This is a genomic window from Clostridium sp. 1001271B_151109_B4 (assembly GCF_015670405.1).
Lineage (GTDB): Bacteria > Bacillota > Clostridia > Clostridiales > Clostridiaceae > Clostridium.
This window is the reverse complement of record NZ_JADPBQ010000003.1, coordinates 207828-229973: the sequence shown is the minus strand read 5'-3', so window position 1 is coordinate 229973 and position 22146 is coordinate 207828. Positions and strand designations below refer to the sequence as shown.

General features: G+C 28.6%; 22 protein-coding genes, 1 rRNA gene and 1 other annotated feature. Of the genes, 22 read left to right on the top strand and 1 reads right to left on the bottom strand.

All coding sequences use genetic code 11. The features are described 5' to 3' along the window. Window positions 1-100: 100 nt before the first annotated feature. Window positions 101-217: ribosomal RNA gene (gene rrf, locus I4V63_RS03810) — 5S ribosomal RNA — on the top strand. A gap of 278 nt (window positions 218-495) precedes the next feature. Here the strand turns inward: rrf and I4V63_RS03805 are convergent. Continuing rightward, window positions 496-1104: a methyltransferase gene (locus tag I4V63_RS03805; protein ID WP_195999965.1), complete on the bottom strand. Its 609-nt coding sequence runs from the start codon at window positions 1102-1104 to the stop codon at window positions 496-498. A gap of 289 nt (window positions 1105-1393) precedes the next feature. Between I4V63_RS03805 and I4V63_RS03800 the strand changes: the two genes are divergently transcribed. From I4V63_RS03800 to I4V63_RS03700, 21 genes are all read left to right on the top strand, one after another. Further along, window positions 1394-2485, top strand: coding sequence for a ribose-phosphate pyrophosphokinase (locus I4V63_RS03800; RefSeq protein WP_195999964.1), 1092 nt, complete (start codon window positions 1394-1396; stop codon window positions 2483-2485). 76 nt (window positions 2486-2561) lie between these two features. Then, window positions 2562-2744: a hypothetical protein gene (locus I4V63_RS03795; protein ID WP_195999963.1), complete on the top strand. Its 183-nt coding sequence runs from the start codon at window positions 2562-2564 to the stop codon at window positions 2742-2744. Between the two features lie 23 nt (window positions 2745-2767). Next, on the top strand, window positions 2768-3640 hold the full coding sequence (locus I4V63_RS03790; RefSeq protein WP_195999962.1) for a DUF6734 family protein: 873 nt from the start codon (window positions 2768-2770) through the stop codon (window positions 3638-3640). A gap of 197 nt (window positions 3641-3837) precedes the next feature. Further along, window positions 3838-5031, top strand: a complete 1194-nt coding sequence (locus I4V63_RS03785) for an acetate kinase (protein ID WP_195999961.1) — start codon at window positions 3838-3840, stop codon at window positions 5029-5031. 264 nt (window positions 5032-5295) lie between these two features. Beyond that, window positions 5296-5868 carry a hypothetical protein gene (locus I4V63_RS03780; protein ID WP_195999960.1) on the top strand — a complete coding sequence of 191 codons (573 nt, stop codon included), beginning with the start codon at window positions 5296-5298 and terminating at the stop codon, window positions 5866-5868. A 37-nt stretch (window positions 5869-5905) separates the two neighbouring features. After that, entirely contained in the window at window positions 5906-7138 is a 1233-nt protein-coding gene (locus tag I4V63_RS03775; protein WP_195999978.1) for an NAD(P)-dependent oxidoreductase, read from the top strand. Window positions 7139-7291: 153 nt separating this feature from the next. Beyond that, on the top strand, window positions 7292-8257 hold the full coding sequence (locus tag I4V63_RS03770) for a DNA methyltransferase (protein WP_195999959.1): 966 nt from the start codon (window positions 7292-7294) through the stop codon (window positions 8255-8257). 70 nt (window positions 8258-8327) lie between these two features. Then, window positions 8328-8468 (top strand) — a sequence feature (ribosomal protein L20 leader region). 26 nt (window positions 8469-8494) lie between these two features. Beyond that, window positions 8495-9016, top strand: coding sequence for a translation initiation factor IF-3 (gene infC, locus I4V63_RS03765; RefSeq protein WP_195999958.1), 522 nt, complete (start codon window positions 8495-8497; stop codon window positions 9014-9016). Between the two features lie 20 nt (window positions 9017-9036). After that, window positions 9037-9234 carry a 50S ribosomal protein L35 gene (rpmI, locus tag I4V63_RS03760; protein ID WP_042397974.1) on the top strand — a complete coding sequence of 66 codons (198 nt, stop codon included), beginning with the start codon at window positions 9037-9039 and terminating at the stop codon, window positions 9232-9234. A gap of 26 nt (window positions 9235-9260) precedes the next feature. After that, entirely contained in the window at window positions 9261-9620 is a 360-nt protein-coding gene (gene rplT / locus I4V63_RS03755) for a 50S ribosomal protein L20 (protein ID WP_042397977.1), read from the top strand. A gap of 119 nt (window positions 9621-9739) precedes the next feature. Further along, window positions 9740-10435: a PHP domain-containing protein gene (locus tag I4V63_RS03750; protein ID WP_195999957.1), complete on the top strand. Its 696-nt coding sequence runs from the start codon at window positions 9740-9742 to the stop codon at window positions 10433-10435. 422 nt (window positions 10436-10857) lie between these two features. Further along, window positions 10858-11871 carry an anaerobic sulfite reductase subunit AsrA gene (gene asrA, locus I4V63_RS03745; protein ID WP_195999956.1) on the top strand — a complete coding sequence of 338 codons (1014 nt, stop codon included), beginning with the start codon at window positions 10858-10860 and terminating at the stop codon, window positions 11869-11871. A 3-nt stretch (window positions 11872-11874) separates the two neighbouring features. Next, on the top strand, window positions 11875-12669 hold the full coding sequence (asrB, locus tag I4V63_RS03740; protein WP_195999955.1) for an anaerobic sulfite reductase subunit AsrB: 795 nt from the start codon (window positions 11875-11877) through the stop codon (window positions 12667-12669). Between the two features lie 12 nt (window positions 12670-12681). Further along, window positions 12682-13665 (top strand): sulfite reductase subunit C, encoded by a 984-nt coding sequence (gene asrC, locus I4V63_RS03735; RefSeq protein WP_042397991.1) that lies wholly within the window; start codon window positions 12682-12684, stop codon window positions 13663-13665. Window positions 13666-13766: 101 nt separating this feature from the next. Then, on the top strand, window positions 13767-15845 hold the full coding sequence (locus tag I4V63_RS03730; protein ID WP_195999954.1) for a molybdopterin-dependent oxidoreductase: 2079 nt from the start codon (window positions 13767-13769) through the stop codon (window positions 15843-15845). Window positions 15846-15854: 9 nt separating this feature from the next. Further along, window positions 15855-16268 carry a 4Fe-4S dicluster domain-containing protein gene (locus I4V63_RS03725; protein ID WP_195999953.1) on the top strand — a complete coding sequence of 138 codons (414 nt, stop codon included), beginning with the start codon at window positions 15855-15857 and terminating at the stop codon, window positions 16266-16268. After that, a complete protein-coding gene (locus I4V63_RS03720; protein WP_195999977.1) occupies window positions 16268-17491 on the top strand; it encodes an FAD-dependent oxidoreductase in 1224 nt (407 codons plus the stop codon). The genes I4V63_RS03725 and I4V63_RS03720 overlap by 1 nt, the downstream gene beginning before the upstream one ends. 153 nt (window positions 17492-17644) lie before the next feature. After that, window positions 17645-18538 carry a cation diffusion facilitator family transporter gene (locus I4V63_RS03715; RefSeq protein ID WP_195999952.1) on the top strand — a complete coding sequence of 298 codons (894 nt, stop codon included), beginning with the start codon at window positions 17645-17647 and terminating at the stop codon, window positions 18536-18538. 521 nt (window positions 18539-19059) lie between these two features. Then, entirely contained in the window at window positions 19060-19425 is a 366-nt protein-coding gene (locus I4V63_RS03710; RefSeq protein ID WP_195999951.1) for a hypothetical protein, read from the top strand. A gap of 80 nt (window positions 19426-19505) precedes the next feature. After that, complete coding sequence (locus I4V63_RS03705) at window positions 19506-20729, top strand: hypothetical protein (RefSeq protein WP_195999950.1); 1224 nt, start codon at window positions 19506-19508, stop codon at window positions 20727-20729. Between the two features lie 49 nt (window positions 20730-20778). Then, window positions 20779-21990, top strand: coding sequence for a hypothetical protein (locus I4V63_RS03700; protein WP_195999949.1), 1212 nt, complete (start codon window positions 20779-20781; stop codon window positions 21988-21990). The last annotated feature ends 156 nt before the right edge of the window (window positions 21991-22146 follow it).

Genomic DNA, 22146 nt, shown 5'->3' with positions numbered 1-22146 from the left:
TAAGTGCGGTAACGTATGTAGCTGACTGATACTAATAGGTCGAGGGCTTGACCAATAAAAATATAATTCATGTGCAATTTTGAGATAACAATCTCAATAATCTGGTGATGATGGCGTAGAGGAAACACTCCTTCCCATTCCGAACAGGAAAGTTAAGCTCTACAGCGTCGATGGTACTGCACGGGTGACTGTGTGGGAGAGTAGAACGTTGCCAGGTAGTGTAAGGTACTTAGTATAAAACTAAGTGCCTTTTTTGTTATATTAAAATATGGTTAAATGCTGAAGGGCAACGTTATGCTTCCACTGGGAGAGGCAAAAGACATGTTATGTCTTTCGAGGAAAATTTAGCGAAGGGTAATCGTAGGGTTAAGAATCACAAGGATAAATGTTGGCATATACTATAAGGTACTAAGAATAAAACTAAGTACCTTTTTCTTATAAAAAAATATAGTTTAATCAATTAAATATATTTTAAAATAGGTATTGAATTATTTCTTAACATATTAATCTATATATTAAGAACTTTTGCCTTTTATCAATGATACTTAAATTTGGAATATTAATTTCTTGGGATAATATAAAACCAGTACAATTTTCTAAGTAGTATATATATTCTTCAGAAGGATAATATAAGATTAAATCTATATCTCTTGGAGAGTTTTCAACAGATAAAAGAATATTATTAACTACTTTCATGAACAATTGAACAGAAAAAGGATTGAAGAAATAAAATTTATTATCTATATCAGATATTTGATATTCTTCTGCAAATGTATTTATAAATTCAATTTTATCTTTGGATTTATTATGATGTTTAAGATAATTTTTTTTATTATTAATACAAATATCGAAGTAATTATTATTCATTTCGATACCTGTTATTTTTGAATTATAATAATAATTTATATAAAAAGATAATCGACCTTTACCGCAACCAAAATCAACAATGGAATCATTATCAGTAATACGATATTCTTTGAATAAACTTTCTAAAGCTATATAAGATGTAGCTTCGTATCTATTATAATGATGTGATTCATAAAATCCTTGTTGCTCTCCGGTAGTTTTAATATTAAGTAATTTTTCATATTGTAAACCTTCCATAAGATGTCCTTCCTTTTAACAAAAAATATAGAGTATTTCTATAAATATAGTAAACTAAAAATATTATAAAATATTTGCGTATAGAAATACTAAATTCAATTAATTATAATAAATATAAAAGAAAAAGTCCAAAAAAAGAGAATAATTTAATATAAGTGTTTATTAATGTTCGTTATTAGTATATACTATTAATGATTGGAATTTTATAAATATTTGATGGAAGACATATCAAATTATGTATATTATTAAATTTGAATCTTTGAAATAAAAATGTAAAGGGGAAAGTTTGATGACAGAATTAAGACATGAATTAGGATTAATTGCACTAGAAAGTTGCAAAGAACTTGGAAAAGCTGTTGAGAGATTTATTCAAGAAAAGAGAAATACTAGTGAATCATTTCTAATACCAATCAATGAAATAAGATTTTCTAACGGAGAAGGAAAAGTAAAGATATCAGAAAGTGTTAGAGGAAAGGATATATATATTTTATGTGATATTGGTAATTACAGTTGTACATATAAAATGTTTGGATTTATTAATCATAAGGGTCCAGATGAACATTTCCAAGACATAAAAAGAACAGTTTCTGCAATAAGAGGTAAAGCTGCAAAGATTACAGTGATAATGCCACTTTTATATGAATCAAGACAACATAGACGTAAAGGAAGAGAATCTTTAGACTGTGCTTTAGCACTTCAAGAATTAGAAAGATTAGGTGTACACGAAGTATTAACATTTGATGTACATGATCCTAACGTACAAAATGCCATTCCACTTTTATCTTTTGAAAACTTTTATCCAACATATGATATAGTTAAATCACTTATTAAAAATGAAAAATCTTTAGAACTAAACAAAGACAAGCTTATAGTTATAAGTCCAGATACAGGGGCAATGGATAGAGCAATTTATTATTCAAGTGTTTTAGGTGTTGATGTAGGTTTATTCTATAAGAGAAGAGATCATTCAACAATAGTAAATGGTAAAAATCCTATTGTTCAACATGAGTATATGGGAAGAGATGTTGAAGGAAAAGATGTGCTAATAGTAGATGATATGATAGCATCAGGAGAATCAGTTCTTGATATAGCTATGGAGTTAAAAGAAAGAAAAGCAAGAAATGTGTATGTAGCTACTACATTTGCTTTCTTTACAGAAGGATTAGAAAAGTTTAATAAATTCTATGAAGATGGAATTATTTCAAGAGTTTATTCAACTAATTTAACATATATTTCTGATGAATTAAAGAATGCAAAATGGTATAAAGCAGTTGATATGTCAGAATTAGTAGCAAAAATAATTAATAAGTTGAATTATGATAAATCTATTGCTTCTTATATGGATGCAACAAGAGTTATACGTGACTTATTAGAAGAATAAAGATATAATATATTATAGCACCTGTGAATTTGTAGAAGTTTGCGGTGCTATAATATTTTTTTGATAAGGAGAATATATGGGGAAAAAAATTATTGATGATTTAAAGCAAGAAGATAGTGTTAAAGAAAATATTATCTTAAATAATAATGATAATATTACTTTAACGAATAAGATAATATTTGGAACTACAAGTAAAATTGATATTTCTTCTAAGATAGGTAGTTCAGGGGCTGGCGGATATGGATTAAATATTATATAAATATTTTTAAAGGTGGAGAGATAATGATAAATGCATTTCATTCTAATTGGACTACGCCTTTCTTTAAATTAAATCCAGATAAGGAATATTATATAGAAGATTTTGAAATTTTAACTACTATAATATCAGCTTTAATGTGGAGAGCGAAGAATGGTAGTATAAAGATGATTACAGATGAAATTGGTGCTAGTTATTATAGAAAACTAGGTATTGACAAAATATGGGACCTAGGAATTGATACATCATTGGAAAAAATAGATAATAGTATTGATAGTAATTTATTTTGGGCAGCAGGAAAAATACATGCATTAAAAAATTACGAAGCTCCTTGTGTAATGCTTGATACTGATTTTATTGTATGGGATACAATTGAAGATTTACTATTAAAATCAGATATAAGTGTAATTCATAAGGAAGAGATTAATCCATGGGTTTATCCGAATAAAGAATATTTTAGTATGAAAAATGGTTATTTATTTGATGAAAAATGGAATTGGACTGTATTGCCAAGCAATACGGCATTTGCTTATATTGATGATAATAAATTTAAAGAATATTACACAACAGAATCAATCAAATTTATGAAAAATTTAATTAATAGTGATGATAGAATAGTTAATATGGTCTTTGCAGAACAAAGGTTAATATCTATGTGTGCGGAAAGAAAAAATATAAAAATTAATGAATTAATGACTTTAGAAAGTTTATTTAGTGAGAATCAAAAACTTTTTACACATACATGGGGATATAAACAGGAAATGAAAAATGATTTTAATAAAAGAAAAGAGTTTTGTATAAGATGTATTAATAGAATTATTAGTGATTATCCACAGTACAAAGATATGTTAATGAATATTAAGGCTTTAGAGATTTATTGTAATGAAATCAATAGATAAAATTAGTTGGAATATAATTTTACAAAGTGAATAAAGATATAAATGAGGGATATATTTAAGATTAAAGTATATGCCTTTTTTTATTGTAATATAAAGAGTTTTCAGACAAAAAAGAATAATTAAACTTTTAGGTTATTTAAGAATTTTAGTGTTATTATAATTATATATAGCAGAAATATAAAAGGAGCGTGGGAATAATGAAAACATTAGTAATTAATTGTGGTAGTTCTTCATTAAAATATCAATTAATAGATATGGCAACAGAAGAGTGCATGGTTCAAGGATTAGTAGAGAGAATAGGAATTGAAGGATCTATATTAACTCAAAAGGTTGAAGGAAAAGATAAATATATAATAAACTCAGATATTAAAGATCATAAAGAAGCAATAAGACTAGTGCTAGAAGCATTGGTTGATCCTACTCATGGGGTTATTAAATCTATGGATGAAATATCAGCAGTAGGTCATAGGGTTGTACATGGAGGGGAAAAATATTCCGATTCGGTACTAATTAACGATGAAGTATTAAAATCAATAAAGGATTGTATAGTATTAGCACCTTTACATAATCCACCAAATGTAATTGGTATAGAAGCTTGTAAAGAATTAATGCCAAATACACCAATGGTAGCAGTGTTTGATACAGCATTCCATCAAACAATGCCAAAGCATTCATATATTTGTCCTTTACCATATGAATTATACGAAAAATATGGTGTAAGAAAATATGGATTCCATGGGACATCACATAAATATGTTTCTAATAAAGTTGCAGAAGCTATGGGTAAAGATATTAAGGACTTAAAAATAATTACTTGTCACTTAGGAAATGGATGTTCTTTAGCAGCTGTTAAAAATGGAAAATCTATTGATACATCTATGGGATTTACACCACTTGCTGGGGTAATGATGGGAACAAGATCAGGAAGTATCGATCCTTCTGTTATTAGTTTCTTAATTGAACAACATGGATATACTATTGAAGAGGTTGATGAATTATTAAATAAAAAATCAGGAGTTTTAGGTATTTCGGGAGTATCTTCAGACTTTAGAGACGTTTTAGCTGCTGGTGAGGCAGGAAATGAAAGAGCAAAACTTGCTTTAGAAATATTCTACTATAAAGTTAGAACTCAAATAGCTGCATATGCTGGTGCTATGGGAGGAGTAGATGTAATAGTATTTACAGCTGGTATAGGTGAAAATTCAGCTATTACTAGAAGAGAGATATTAAGAGGATTAGAATTCTTTGGATTTACAATTAATGATGAGAAAAATGAACTAAGAGGTCATATCCAAGAAATATCTAACGAAGATTCTAAAGTTAAGGTATATGTAGTACCAACTAATGAAGAATTAATGATTGCAAGAGATACAGCTAAATTAGTTAAATAAATATATCACTGTGTGCTATAAGAATTATTGGATAATTTTTTAGCACACTATTTTTATAATAGTAAATAAAGTTTATTTTTATAATAATAAATATGATATAATAATTTTTATCTAATAGCTAACTGTTGTAATCTTCTACATTTTTAGGGTGCATAACAACAGATACGCTCCAAGATAACAAATTCTAATCTTAGGATAAAGTTAAACTTCATTTTAAGCTAAGAATTTAGTTTGTTATATAGATGAAAAGAAAAGGAGTTTATTATGGGAAATAAAATAACATTAACATATGAAAATGGAGAATTTAATGTAGCTTTAAACGAAAATATTATTTATACAGATAAAGAAATGGAAGGTGCATTACTTAAGTTTAATGCAGTAGTAAAAAATAATGCTATTGAACAAAGCAATTCTTGGATAGATATTGAAGCGGTTATTAAAGCTTTTAATATATCTGATATAGAAGTAAATTCACAGTTTAAAACTATAGCTTATGGAAAAATGAAATATTTTTATAATACCGATAAAGTTTTTTATATTGAAAATAGCAGTATGATATCTTTAGGTGGTGGTTTTTCATTATTTAATTTTGTAATTGATAAAATTAATTCTGGAGAATTAGAAAGTGAAGAAAGCTTCTTAGAATTATGTAAAATAGCAATGATTAACAAAGGGATTTTTAGTGCGCACGAAGATAAAATTATGATATCAAGTCCTAAGTTTAGTTATGGAACTGTTGAGTATAACTTTGCAACTAAGAAAATTAATAAGGGTACTAGTAGTGAAAAAGGAAGCTTTGAAGAATTTAAAACTTATGTTTTAGATATACTTAAATAATTATAATATTATATAAAGTAAAGGATAAAAGCAAATGATGAAAGAATTATTATTAGAAGCAGATAGATGTTTATTATGTAAAAATGCAAGATGTAAGGCAAACTGCCCTATTAATACTGAGATACCTGAGGTAGTTAAGCTATTTAAGGAAGGAAAACTAGATGAGGCTGGAGAGATATTATTTGAAAACAACCCATTATCAGCAGTATGTGCGGTAGTTTGTCCTCATGAGGATCAATGTAAGGGGAATTGTATTAGAGGAATAAAGAGTGAGCCAGTAAGTTTCTGTGAAATCGAAGAACTAATATCTAATGAATATTTAAAAAAGATAAAATTAGAAAAGATGGCAGAGAGAAATGAAAGAATAGCAATTATAGGTGCAGGTCCAGCTGGGATTACACTAGCTATTATTTTAGCTAAAAAAGGATTTAAGGTTACTTTATTTGATGCTCATGAAAAAATTGGTGGAGTATTAAGATATGGTATTCCAGAATATAGATTACCTAATTCAGTTATGGATAGGTATGAAGAAATTCTTCTAGAATTAGGAGTAAAAATTAGACCTAATACTTTAATAGGTCCTGTAATTACCTTAGATAAATTATTCTTTGATGGATATAAGGCTGTATTCATTGGAACTGGAGTATGGAATCCTAAGACTTTAGACATTAAAGGAGAATCTTTAGGAAATGTTCATTATGCAATAGATTATTTAAAATCACCGGATGTTTATAATTTAGGCAAAAAGGTTGCAGTAATTGGAGCAGGAAATGTTGCTATGGATGCAGCAAGAGTTGCTAAAAGAAGTGGAGCAGAAGAGGTATATATCCTTTATAGAAAAGGCTTTGAAAACATGCCTTGTACTAAAGTTGAGTTACAAGAAGCTAAAGATGATGATATTAAGTTTGAGTTATTTAAAGCACCAATTGAATTAACTGAAGACGGTGTTAAATACATAGAAACAAAAAATGAAGTCAAAGAAGATGGAAAAGTTGTAACAGTTACTATAGATGGAACTGAAGGAATGTTTGAGTGTGATTCTGTAATAATTGCAGTAAGTCAATCACCAAGAAAAAACATAGTGGCTAATACTACAGGTATTGAAACTAATAAGTGGGGATTGGTACTTACTGATGACAAAGGGCATACAACAAGAGAAGGTGTATTTGCATCAGGTGATGTTGTAACAGGAGCTAACACTGTAGTTCATGCAGCTGCTTATGCAAAAATAGTTGCAGAATCTATTGAAGAGTATTGCAAAAAAAATTAGGGCGGTCAAGAGTTAATAGTTGAGAGTTAATAGTTAAGGAGGAAACTTCTTAGGAGTTTCTAAAACATGCTATAAATTCAGCCTAAGCTGAATTTATTCCTTACCTAAGAACTAATAGCTCAAAACTCTTAATTAAAAAAGAGGGGTGTTTAAATGTATAATGAAATAGTAAAAAGTGAGTGTGAAAACACCCCAGATGAATATTTTTACTTTATAAATTGCTCTGATATGGAAAAAGATTTATGTGATATGGAAATGAGAAGTATCTTTGGAAAGGTTCCTAAAGATAAAATTTTATTTTCAAATAAAGACTTTAATCCATCGAGAAGTCCATTTATAAAATTTAAAATTAATATTAGATATGTAGGGGAATCAGTAGAAGAAATTATCAATAAAGTTAAAATTGAAAAAGTTAAATATGATGATTTTAAAGTAAATTATATGAAAAGCGAAGACGGGGATGTTAGTTATGAAGAACGCCTTAATGCAGTTAGAGGAATAGGATTTGTAGTAACAGGATTTCCTGATATTCATAATCCTAAAGTAGAACTTGCAGTGACAAAGTTTAAAAACAAATGGATATTTGGCGAGCTTATAAAAAATGATTTTAAATGGCAAAGGCATAATGATAAACCACATTCATATTCAAATGCTATCCCATTAAGAATGGCTAGGGCATTAGTTAATATTGCTACTTGTGATGATAGAAGTTTAAATATAATCGATCCATGTTGTGGTGTTGGAACTGTTGTTATAGAAGCTTTAGATTTAGGATTTAATATAAAGGGATATGAAATTAGTAAATCTATTGCTTGCAATGCAAGGAATAATATAGAGTATTTGGGGTATAATAGAGAGATAATAACTAGTGGAGATATGCATAATATAAAAGAAAAATATGATGTTGCCATAGTTGATATTCCTTATGGATTATACTCACCTATTACTGTACAAGAACAGGTGGATATAATTAATACCTCAAGAAGGATAGCTCGTAGACTAGTTATAATTACTTTTGAAGATATGGATAATATAATAACTTCAGCTGGTTTTAAGATACTTGATAAGTGCTACATGATAAAGGGAAATATGAAAAGAGAAATTAGCATATGTGAATAAAATCTAAATTTTTCTAGAATAACCATTAACAAAAAGTTTGACAATGAGTTATTCCAATGTTATAATAAATTTCGTCAAGAAGAAACAGCCGTTTCTCGCCTTACGGCACAGCTTAGTAAGGTAATGAGTTTATTGGATTTTCATCTAGAAGTATGTCTAGATTTTCTAAATAATACGAGGGCGGCATTATATGTCGCCCTTTTATTTATATATTTTTCTTGATAGATTTTATCGGAGGTGAATGTTATCAGTAAAAACTTTACTTGTAATGAAAGTATTAGAGAAAAGGAAATTAGAGTAATTGATTCAGAAGGTAATCAATTAGGAGTAATTTCCACAAAAGAAGCTTTACAAATGGCTGAGGAGAAGGATTTAGACTTAGTAATGATATCTCCAACAGCAGTGCCACCAGTATGTAAGATAATGGACTTAGGCAAATACATTTACGAGCAATCTAAAAAGGAAAAAGAAGCTAAGAAAAAGCAAAAGGTAACTGTCATTAAAGAAATCAGATGTAGTTTAACTATTGAAGAAAATGACATAGCTATCAAGGCTAAAAATGCTAGAAAGTTCTTATTAGACGGGGATAAAGTTAAAGTCACTGTTAGATTCAAAGGTAGAGAAGCAACATTAGGTCACCTAGGGTTAAAAATCTTAGAAAACTTTGTTTCAAAGCTTGAAGATGTTTGTGTTGTTGAAAAAGCAGCAAAACAAGAAGGAAGAAACATGACAATGGTATTAGCCCCTAAAAAAGCATAACCAGAGAGGAGAATATAATCATGCCAAAAATGAAAACGCACAGAGGTGCAGCTAAAAGATTTAAGAAGACTGGTACTGGAAAGATAAAAAGAGCAAAAGCTTTCAAGAGCCATATCTTAACAAAGAAGAGCGCTAAGAGAAAGAGAAACTTAAGAAAAGCTGCTTATGTTTCAACTACTCAAGAAAAAGCAATGAAGAAATTATTACCATACCTATAATATAGAGGACTTAGGAGGAATACAAAATGGCAAGAGTTAAGAGAGCGGTAAATTCTCGTAAAAATCATAAAAAAGTATTAAAGCTTGCAAAAGGTTACTACGGTGGAAAGAGCAGATTATTCAAGACTGCTAACGAATCTGTAATAAGAGCTTTAAGAAACGCATACGTTGGAAGAAGATTAAAGAAGAGAGATTTCAGAAGATTATGGATAGCAAGAATTAATGCTGCTACAAGAATGAATGGTCTTTCATATTCAAGATTCATGAACGGAATTAAATTAGCTGGAATCGACATGAACAGAAAGATGTTATCTGAAATAGCTATCAACGATCCAAAAGCATTTGCAAACTTAGTAGAAACTGCAAAAGCTCAATTAAACAAATAATTATCAATATAATTTGTTTACATAAGGCAATCCAAAGGGATTGTCTTTTTTTGTATTTTAAGGTGCATAAAATATAAAATAACATATAATAAAAGGTAAATAATTATTAGGGAAAAAGTATGTATACAAAAGGTGATTTTCATATTCATTCAACTTACTCTGATGGAGGCCTTACACCTACTGAGATAATTAGGCTAGCTAAAATAAAACAGGTTGATATCCTAGCAATAACAGATCATAACAATACAGAGGGAATTGATGAGGCTATAGAAGAAGGAAAAAGGCAAGGAATAAGAGTAATACCAGGAGTAGAATTATCTACTAGATATGAGAAGTGCAGAGTTCATGTATTAGGTTATTTTAAGGATGATAGCTATAATAACGAATTACTTAAAACTATTCTTTTAAAGGTTAAACAAGGCAATGTAAAAGATATAAGGAAGATATTTTATAATGATATAGATTTTTGCGGGTATAAGAATAAGATATGTGTTAAAACAGGAGTGGATATATTAAGATTTTTTGGAGCTACAGTTGTTTTAGCGCATCCTGTACTTTTATGTAAAAAGGATTTTGAAAATATAATTAATATTAATTTTGATGGAATAGAAGCAAAGTATTATAAAAATACTGAAGAGGAAACTAAAAATTTAATTAATATAGCTAAAGAAAGAAATATGATTTATACTGCAGGGTCGGATTTTCATGATTATATTGAATATTATAGAATTCATGGAATGATTGGTGATGTATATTTAAATGAAGGTGAAATACGTGAATTTTTAAATAAGCTATTAATAAATGAAAAAGAGTAATAAGAACTTTTGCTTGGAGAAAAGATGTATTGGGATTAAATTGACAAAATAAAAGATAAATGATATATAAACGTTTACTGGACAGTGTTGCGATGGTTACTGAATAGCAGGCGAAACCTTAATTAATGAAGATGAGATAATATTGGTTTATCTATCTTGATTAGTTAAGGTTTTTATAGCAATTGGTCCAGTTACAAGGTATGTAGCTAATTTTTTGAGTGATGTGATAATGGCAATTTATAACTTTAGCCCAATAGTAGAAGGTTTATTTATTTAGTAGAGAGATGTAAAAAAACATCTCTCTTTTTTTGTGTATTTATTAAGCCTTAGAAAATTTTAAACTTAAATGTGTAGTTAAAATCATGAATATATAAGAATAATTTTACAAAAGATAAACTTATGACAAAAGTGAGGTGGAACTAATGAAAATTAAAATTACTGTTGAAGAGTTTGACAATATAATAAACAACATTAAAGATAAGTATAAAGTTATTGCTCCAGTATCTATACCCTATGCAGGTCAATATTCAGATACAGATGTAATTAGATATGAAGAAATCAAAAGTATTAATGAAATTGAATTTGATCGTAAATCACATTTTACTGCTAAAGAAGTAGTTATGCCAGTTACAGAAACATTATTTTATTACAATGAAGATGAATATAAAATTCCATCTATAGATGAACGAAAAATGTTAGTTTTTATGCGTTCTTGTGATATTCATGGATTACATCGTATAGACAATGTTTATTTAAATAATGGTAAAGAACCTGATTATTATTATAAGAGGCTTAGGGATAAAGTTAAGATAGTATTAATTGGATGTGCAGAAAGCTTTAGAAATTGCTTTTGTGTAAGTTTTGGTACTAATAAGACCGATGATTATTCACTAGCAATTAAGGTTGATAAGGGTGATGTTTATATAGATGTTAAAGATGATGAGTTTAAAGATATTTTTGTAGGAACAGAAGCAGACTTTAATATTGAATTTGTATCCTCTAATGAAGTAAAAGTAACATTGCCAGAAGAATTAAATCCTTTAGAGGTGGCGGAAGCAGAGCTTTGGAGAGAATATGACTATAGATGTATAGCATGTGGAAGGTGTAATCTTTCTTGTCCAACATGTTCCTGCTATACGATGCAAGATGTAGTGAGTCAGGATAATGCAAGATGTGGTGAAAGAAGGAGGGTTGGAGCATCATGTCAAATACCAGGATTTTCTTTAATGGCTGGAGGACATGATGTTAGAGTAAGAAATGGAGATAGAATGAGATATAGAACGATGCATAAAATGTACGATTATGGTGAAAGATTTGGACCACAAATGTGCATAGGATGTGGAAGATGTGATGATGTATGTCCTCAATATATATCAATATCAACTGCTATGAATAAAGTAACTCAATTTGTTAAAAGTAAGCAAAGGGAGGATTAGAAGATGGTAAATGAGTATATTCCTTATAAAGTGAAAATTTTAGATATTATAAAGCATACTCCAAAAGAATGGACTTTTAGAGTAAATAGAAAATGTGATGAAATAAATCCAGGACAATTTTTTGAAATTTCAATGCCTAGATATGGAGAATCACCAATATCAGTATCAGGATTTAGCAATGAATATTTAGATTTTACAATTAGAGAAGTTGGTAAGGTTACAGAAGAGATATTTAAGTTAAATATAGGTGACAGTATACAATTAAGAGGACCATATGGGAATGGTTTTGAAATTAAAAATTATAAAGATAGAGAAATAATAATAGTTTCAGGGGGAAGTGGATTAGCTCCAGTTAGAGGAATTTTGGAATATTTTTATGAAAATATAGATGAATGTAAAAGTGTAACATTAGTTTGTGGATTTAGATCCCCTGAAGATGTTTTATTTAAAGAAGATATACAAAAATGGAAATCAAAATTTAATGTTATATTAACAGTTGATAAAGCTGAAGAGAATTATGATGGCGATGTAGGGCTTGTAACTAAATATATACCAGAGCTTAAAATTAAGGATAAAGAAAGTGTTTCAGCAGTAATTGTGGGACCTCCAATGATGATGAAATTTACAATAGCAGAATTCCAAAAGATAGGTATAGAGGATTATAATATTTGGGTTTCATATGAAAGAAAAATGTGTTGTGGATTAGGAAAATGTGGCCATTGTAGAATGGATACTACTTATATATGTACAGATGGACCAGTATTTAATTATGCTTTTGGAAAGACATTATATGATTAGGAGGGATAGGCTATGGCACTTATACATGATTTAAATACAAGAAAGACCATGAAAAATGCATTTAGAATAACTAAAAACAAATATATGACAGCAGTAAGAATTAGAATTCCAGGAGGATCAATTCGTACAGATACATTAAAATTAGTTGCTGATTTAGCTGATAAATATGGAGATGGAAGGGTTCATGTTACAACAAGACAGGGGTTTGAAGTATTAGGAATTCCAATGGAGCGTATGGATGAAGTAAATGAAGCACTTCAACCTATTATTGACAATATGGGTACTAATCAAAAGCATAAGGGATCAGGATATCCTTCTGCAGGTACAAGAAATATAACTTCTTGTATTGGAAATAATATTTGTCCTAAGGCTCAGTATAATACAACAGAATTAGCAAGAAAAATTGAAGATATGGTTTATCCCGATGACTTACATGTAAAAATTGCAGCAACAGGATGTCCTAATGATTGTATAAAAGCTAGAATGCATGATATCGGAATAATAGGAATGTGCTTGCCAGTTTATGATTCATATAGATGTATATCTTGTGGGGCATGTGTAAAGAAGTGTAAACAAGTATCCACTACAGCATTAAGTGCAAAGAATTATAAAGTTGTAAGAGATCCAAGTAAGTGTATTGGTTGTGGAGAATGTGTTTTAGCATGTCCTAATAACGCATGGACCAGAAGTCCTAAGAAGTATTATAGAATTGTTATTATGGGTAGAACTGGGAAAACGAATCCAAGAATTGCAGAAGATTTTATAAAATGGGCTGATGAAGATACTGTTTTAAAAGTTATAGATAATACTTATAAATTTGTTAGGGAATATATAAGTCCAGATGCACCTTATGGAAAAGAACATATTGGATATATAGTTGATAGAGTTGGATATAAGGAATATAAGAAATGGGCTTTAGATGGAGTTAACTTACCAGAAATAGCCGAAGTTAGTGAAAATGTAAATTGGGCAGGAGTACATTATATGAGGAAATAAAATAGAATTAAAAATTAAATTATTAATTGTTATTTAATTAATTAAAGACTTAACGATATGTAAATATTTTATTATTTATATTTAAGTAAGGAGTGTTTTAAATGGAAGTAATAAGATCAACTTGTAACTATTGCTCTATAGCGTGTAACCTAGATTTTCATGTAGAAGATGATGAAATAAAAAAAGTTGTCCCTACACAAGATTATCCGGTAAATGAAGGTTTTTGCTGTACAAAGGGGTTAAACTTAGATAAGCAAAATACAAAAGTTCACAATCCTGTATTACCTCTTATGAGAGGTGAAGATGGACTTATGAAACAAATTTCATGGGATGAAGCATTTAAACTTTTTGCAGATAGAGTTTTAGATATTCAAAGTAAATATGGAAAAGAAAGCTTTGCATTTATAAGTACAGGACAATTAGCAACAGAAGAAATGGCCCTAATTGGCCATATAGGAAGAAACTTTTTAGGTGGAAATGGAGATGGTAATACTAGACTTTGTATGGCAACATCAGTAGTAGCATACAAACAAAGTTTTGGTTTTGATGCACCACCATATACATTAAAAGATTTAGAAGAATCAGATGTAATTATATTAATAGGGTCCAATCCAGTAGTGTGTCACCCAATTCTTTGGAGTAGAGTAAGAAAGAATAAACGTAATGCTAAACTTATTGCAGTTGATCCAAGAAGATCAGAAACAGTAACAAATTGTGATATTTGGTATGATATAAAGGCTAAGAGTGATTTAACATTCTTATACACTTTAGCAAATATATTAATAGAAAAAGACTGGATTGATAAAGAGTACATAGAAAAGTATACTGAGGATTTTGAAGGCTTTAAAGAACAGGTAAAAGATTTTACTTTAGATAAGGTAGAAGACAAAACAGGAATATCTAGTGAGAGGATGTTAGAGCTTGCAAAAATAATTCATGAAGGTGAAAGAGTATCACTTTGGTGGACTATGGGAATAAATCAAGGATATCAAGCAGTAAGAAATGCTCAGGCAATAATAAATATTGCATTAATGACAGGGAATATAGGTAGGGTAGGAACAGGTGCTAATTCAATTACAGGACAATGTAATGCAATGGGATCAAGATTATTTAGTAATACAACAGGATTTTATGGTGGTGGAGAGTATAGCGATCCAGTAAGAAGAAAGCGTATAGCAGAAGTGTTAGCTATGGATGAAGAAATGTTACCTACAAAACCAACCTTACCTTATAACGTAATTATAGATAAAATAAATTCAGGTGAAATAAAGGCTTTATGGGTTGTTGCAACTAATCCATTAAGTTCATGGATTAATAATTTAGAGTTTAAAAAGGCTGCTGAAAAGATAGACTTTTTGGTAGTAGAAGATATTTATGCTGATACTGAAACAGCTCATTACTGTGACTTATTATTACCTTCAGCAAATGGATTAAAAAAAGAAGGGGTAATAATAAATACAGAAAGAAGATTATCAAAATTAAACCCAGTACTTAAAAAGAAGGATAATGAATTAACAGATTATGATATTATGCTTGGAGTAGGCAAGGCTTTAGGAATGGGTAAACTTCTAGATAAATGGAAAACTCCTAGAGATGCTTTTGAGTTAATGAAAGAATGTTCAAAAGGAATGCCATGTGATATTACTGGTGTAGATTATGATTCTTTAAAGGATTCTAGAGGAGTACAATGGCCTTGTAGAAAAGGTGAAGAAATTAAAGAAGATGAAAGAAGATTATTTGAAGATAATAAATATTTTACACCTAGTAAAAAGGCAAAGTTTATGTATGAAGATGTAGCGCAAGTACCAATAGAAGCAAGCGAAGAATATCCTTATTTATTTAATACTGGAAGAGGAACAGTAGGACAATGGCATACACAAACAAGAACACGTGAAATAAATGATGTAAGTGCAATTGTTCCTCATAGAGGTTATGTAAATATTAATAATGAATTAGCAGAAGAATTAAATATTAAGGAAAATGATATAGTTAGGATATCTTCTCCAAATGGCGTAAGTAACGATTTCCTTGTTAAGCTATCAAGAACTGTTAAGAAAAATCAAATTTATGCACCTATGCACTATATAGAAGCCAATTCACTTTTGCCTTCAATATTTGATACATATTCAAAAGAACCTAACTTTAAATATGTACCTGTAAAAATAGAAAAGATTGGCTAGGTGAGAGATGTGAAGAGAATAAAAATAGATAGAAAAAAATGTATAGGATGTTTAACATGTACCACTGCTTGTAAAGTTGCTCATGGTGGTGATACAAGGGGAAGAATTACTATTAATAGTGAGGGAAGATATGCTCCGATATATTGTAGACATTGTTCTAAGCCAGAGTGTGTTTACACTTGTATGACTGGTGCAATGAGAAGAGATGATGAAACAGGATTAGTTTTATATGATAAATCAAGATGTGCTAGTTGCTTTATGTGTATAATGGCATGTCCTTATGGTGTATTAAAGATGGATAGTGCAACAGATAAGGAAGTAATGAAATGTGATATGTGTAGGTCAACAGAGGAAAATTATCCACAATGTGTAGCAAGATGTCCGATGGAAGCTTTAACATTAGAGGAGGTAGAAGAGGATTAATGGCATATGTAGTGGTAGGAGCTTCAGCAGCAGGAATTAATGGTGCTAGAACCTTAAGAGAATATAATAAAGATGCAGAAATTATTTTAATTTCAAAAGATGAACACGTTTATTCTAGATGTATTTTACATCATTATTTAGATGGAAGAAGAACTGTAGAAGATTTAGATTTTACTCCAAGGGAATTTTTTGATAAATACAATATAAAATGGATTAAAGGAAAGGAAGTAACTAAAATAAATCCTGAAGAGCATAGTGTCACTTTAGATGATGGGCAAGAAATTAAGTATGAAAAAATATTGTTAGCAACAGGGGCATATTCATTTATACCACCAATAGAAAATTTAAGGGAAGCTAATAATGTTGTAGGACTTAGAGATTTAGAAGATGCTCTTAAAATAAAAGAAGTTGCAAATAAAGTTAAGAATGTTGTTGTTTTAGGTGGAGGATTAGTTGGTATAGATGCTTTAGCTGGAATAATTGATTATGATATAAATGTATCACTTGTTGAAATGGGAGATAGAATACTTCCACTTCAATTAGATAAATATGCTGCAAATAGATATGAAAAGCTTCTTGAAGATAGGGGAGTAAATTTAAAATTTGGTGTAAAAGCTGAAAAATTAATAATAGATGATAATAAAAATCCAGTAGCATTAAGGCTTAATACAGGCGAAGAGATACCATGTGAACTTGTAATAGCTTGTACTGGTGTTAGATCAAATATTAAATTTTTAGAGGGAACTTCAGTAACCTGTGATAAGTTTGGAGTAATAATAAATGAAAAGGGTGAAACTGATGCAAAAGATGTATATGCAGCTGGCGATATAAGTGGAAGAAATCCTATTTGGCCAACAGCTGTTAAGGAAGGAATTATAGCTGCAAGTAATATGAGTGGAAAAGTTGCATTTATGAATGATTTCTTTGGAAGTAAAAATACTATGAGTTTTTTAGGACTTCCAACTATGTCTCTTGGGGTTGTAAATAAGCCAGATGATAGTTATGAAGAGGTTATAGATAAAAATGGAGATGATTATAAAAAGATAATTTACAAAGATGGATGTATTTATGGAGCGATAATTCAAGGTGATTTATCATATGCAGGAGTTTTAACTCAATTGATTAAGGAAAATATTAATGTATCAAAGGTTAAAAAGCCATTATTTGATATAGATTATTCGGATTTCTTTAATATAAAGGAAAACTTAGAGTTTGTATATTAAATGAGCAAGGAGTAATTAATTACTCCTTGTAATTTTTAATATCAATAAACCAATTTTATTATCAATTGATAATGATTAACAAAGAGAAAAATGTGTACACTTATAAAGGTGAAACATATAATGATTCTATCAAATGATAATGGAGTGATAACAATGAAAAATAGGTATGATGAATCGAATAAAGTAACAATATTATCGATTTTACTTAATATAGGATTAACAATAATGAAGATAGTAGCTGGATTTATTGGAAATTCATCTGCAATTATTGCAGATGGACTACATTCAGCTTCTGATATTATAACTTCAATTGGTATTCTTATAGGTAACAAAATTTCTAGAAAACCAAGGGATGAAGAACATCAATATGGGCATGAGAAAGCAGAAAGTTTAGTATCGTTTATTTTAGCAACGGTACTTATAATTGTGGCCTTAGAAATAGGATATAATGGAGCTATTGAGTTGCTTAATATTAATACCATTGAAGTGCCTAGTGTTTTGCCACTTATAATAGCTTTAATTTCAATAGGTGTTAAGGAGTATCAATATCAAATTACTATAAGAGTAGCAAACAAGATTAACTCTTCTTCGTTAAAGGCTGATGCATGGCATCATAGATCGGACGCATTATCATCTATAGCTGCGTTTATTGGGATAGGAGGGGCAATGCTAGGGTTTAAGGTATTAGACCCAATTGCATCTATTATAGTAGCTATAGTTGTTGTTAAGGTTGGTATAAATATTTTAAAGATTTCATGTGCTGAATTAATGGATAGTGCAATTAATAAAAAGGACATTATTAAAATTAAAAATATGGTAAGAACTAATGAAGGAATATATGGTATAAAGGATTTGAAGTCAAGAAAATATGGATCAGTTGCATATGTAGATATGAGTATTTTTATTGATAAATCAAAGAGCTTAGAAGAGGCACATGAAATTGCAGATAACTTAGAGAAAAGTATAATAGATAATTTATGTTATATAAAAGAAATTAATATTCATGCAGAACCTTATAATATGGAAAAGGCAATGGATAATAGGTAATAAAAATAGGCAACAATAATAGGTAAAGGTTAGAAATATAAATAGTGTTTAATAGATATAATTGTAAAAAATCACACTATTTTTTGTGTACATTTTAACTTTTACCTATTTATTATTTTAGGTGGCGAAAGCCACTTTTTTTATTCATGAAAAAATATAAAAAGGTGAAGTCAATAAGCTAGTGATAGCAACGGATTTAAAGGTTCGAAACTGTAAAATTGATGATAGAAAGTGGACATGGGTATATATTTTTTATTTGGGTATATATGTAAAAGTATTAGCGTTTAATAGCAAGCGTTAAAAAGTGGGTTAAGCCAACTTGTAATGAATTAAAGAAATATTTTAGAAGAAATAATAAAAAAATAAAATGCAAGAATTTTTGTATTAAATCACAAAAAACACAATAAAGAAAAATTTTGTGAATAATCATAAAAAACATATATATATATTTACAAAAAAAGGCATAAATGTAATGATTAATACATAATCGTGATTAAATTATGTTAATAGGGGAGAAAAATATGAACAATAAAGTAAAAAAATCAATAATATCTATAAGTACTGTTGGATTAATTTTAGGAATGATAACAACAAATGCTTTTGCAGCAGGTTCAAGACGAAATCCACAACAAACATATGGAACAGCAACGACATGGTCTACTTATGCAGGGGAGATGATTTCTACAGTATGTGAATATACTCAATGGGATATTAATAGTAAAGCTTACAAAAAAAGTTCATCTGTTTCAACAAGTGGACCAAGAGAAAATACGGCATCTGTTGGTAATATAATAAATGGTGCTCGTAAAACAGAAGTTACAGGTATTCATAATGTTTATGGTAGTGAAAGATACTCGAAAACAGCTACATCTGTTTGGAAAAGATAGATCAAGTAAAAATTAACTTAAAAAGAGAAGAGAATTAAAAAGTATTTTAATTTCTCTTCTTGTTAAAAGGGGAACAAATAATGAGAATAGGAATTTTTATTATTGCTTTAGTAATCAATATATATATGGTAGGTTGCTCTAAAAATGTGGAAAGTATTAATAAATATATAGAGGGACAAGATGCAAAATATATGTATATGATGGGGGAAAGAGATAGATATATTACAGCAAGTGATGATGGATATTATTTTGTTAATGGGCTGTATTTATATTTTTGTGACTATGATTCAATGGAGTCTACTGTATTATGTAATAGAGTAGAGTGTTTACATGATAAAGAAATGGATTCGACAAAGAAAATGAATTGTAATGGTTTTATAAATGATGGAAGTAGTCCTAAATTATTAACAGTTTATGATGGTTATATTTATTATTATATAGAAAATGATTTTTTAAAAGATTATTATTCAGGAGCAGAATTAATTAGGATTTCTTTAGATGGCACACAAAGAAAAACTGTTTGTAAGTTGGAAGAAAATATAATGTCAATGGCTTTACATAGGGGAAAATTATATTATTCTGTAGAAAATGTTAAAGATGAAAATAATGGTTTGTATGAATGTTATATTAAGGAATATGATATATCTAAATTAAATAGTAAATTTAAAGAAATACTAAAATATGAAGGTGTAATGGCATCTATTCAAGAGATTATTCCAATTGGTAATAAACTTATTTATACAAAATTTAGTGGAGATAATAATGAATTGAAATATGGATATTATGTATATGATTTAAGTAGTAAACTTGAATATAAGGTTGGAGAAGAAGTTACTGATGAAAATTTAGGAATTGTAAGTATTTTCAATAAAATGATTATGTTTATTCCAAGAATAATTAAAGATGATGAGGTGATTTTAGATTCTAATATATACATTAATGATTTAAATTCAAAAGAATCAAAAGTTTTATTTCAAAGAACATTTGAGGAAATTGTTTATTATTCAGATGATAATTATATATATTCAGATAATGTAGCATCATTAAATAACGATAATAAAAAGAGGGTATTAAATATATATGATAAAAAGGGAAATAGATTAGAAAGTATAGAGGTGTCAGAGGTAAATGATTCCTATAACTTTAATAGTGGAGATGAAAAATATATATTTGTTAGGTATGAAAATGAAAGTGGAGCATATCTAAAATATATTGATAAAAGTAAAATAGGGACAGGAACTGCTAAATTGGAAACTTTATTTGAACTGGAAGAAAAATATTTAGATACAACTCTTATTAGATGATATATATCTAATAAGATTATCTAACATATTCATTATAAGGAGAGAATATATGAAAAATATATTATTAAGCTTATTTATTTTTATAATTTTTTCTGGAATTAGTTGTGGAAAACAAAGTATTGATACAGAGTACCAATATATGTATGGAGAGAGTAATTCTGTACAAGCTTTAACTTCTAGTAGCGAAGGATATTATTTTATTAATGGATTATATTTATATTATTGTGATTATGAAACAATGGAATCATTAGTTTTATGTGATAAACCTAATTGTTTACATGATAAGGAGTTAGATGAAACAAAGAAGTATAAGTGTAATGGATTTTTAATAACTGATGGGCAGCCTAAATTAGTAGCTACATATGATAATTATATTTATTGTTATATTGATATGGATTTTTTAAAAGATATTTGGGAACCAGAACTAATCAGAATTTCATTAGATGGTTCTAAAAGAAAAACAGTTTGTACTCTTGAGGATAATATAACATCAATGGCATTACATAAAGGAAAACTATATTATGCAACATCTGTTATTTCTAATGATGAGCAAGAAGTAGAAGATGGAATATATGAATATGCTTTAAAGGAGTATGATATTTTTAAAAAGTCAGTAAAACCAATTGAAATAGTTTCAGGGAAAGGAGTTATGGCTATAATTCATGATATAACTCCTGTTGGAAATAAAGTAAGATATACTAAATATGATTCAGAAGATGAAATTTTTTTGGGTAAAGAATTTGTATATGATATTAATGATAATAATGTAAAACAAATCGCAGAAGATATTAACTTAAAATATGTGGGACCATTAACTATAAGTGAAGGAGATTATATATTTACTCCAATAAGTATTAATGAAGAAGATATAGAGTATAGTGATTATATTTATAAAAGTGATATAGAAACTGGTGTTTCTAAAAAGCTATTTAAAAGGGAGTTTTCAGACTTAACTCATTATTCTGATGATAGTTATATATACATAGATAATATTCTATCCAAGGAGGATAAGGAGCAAAATAGAATAATAATAGTTTATGATAAGGAAGGAAATAAAATAGATTCTATAAGTATTGAAGATAATTATATAGAAGGCAATATCATTAGTGGAGATGAAAAATATATGTTTTTAAAGGGACAAAATCAAGAAGAAGCATATATAAAATATATTGATAAAAGCGAAATAGGAACAGGAAATTTGATGTGGAAAACATTATTTGAATTAGAAGAAAAATATTTAGATACGGCTGTTAGTAAATAATATTCATTTAAGAATATTATGAGATTTTAAAATAGTATTTAATTGTTTTATGGTAAATGAAAGGGGGAGAGATGGATACTAAGGTATGAGTTTAAAAAAATATTTTCTAATAAATCGGTAATAGCTAGCATTATAATATTAATTATTATAAGTATT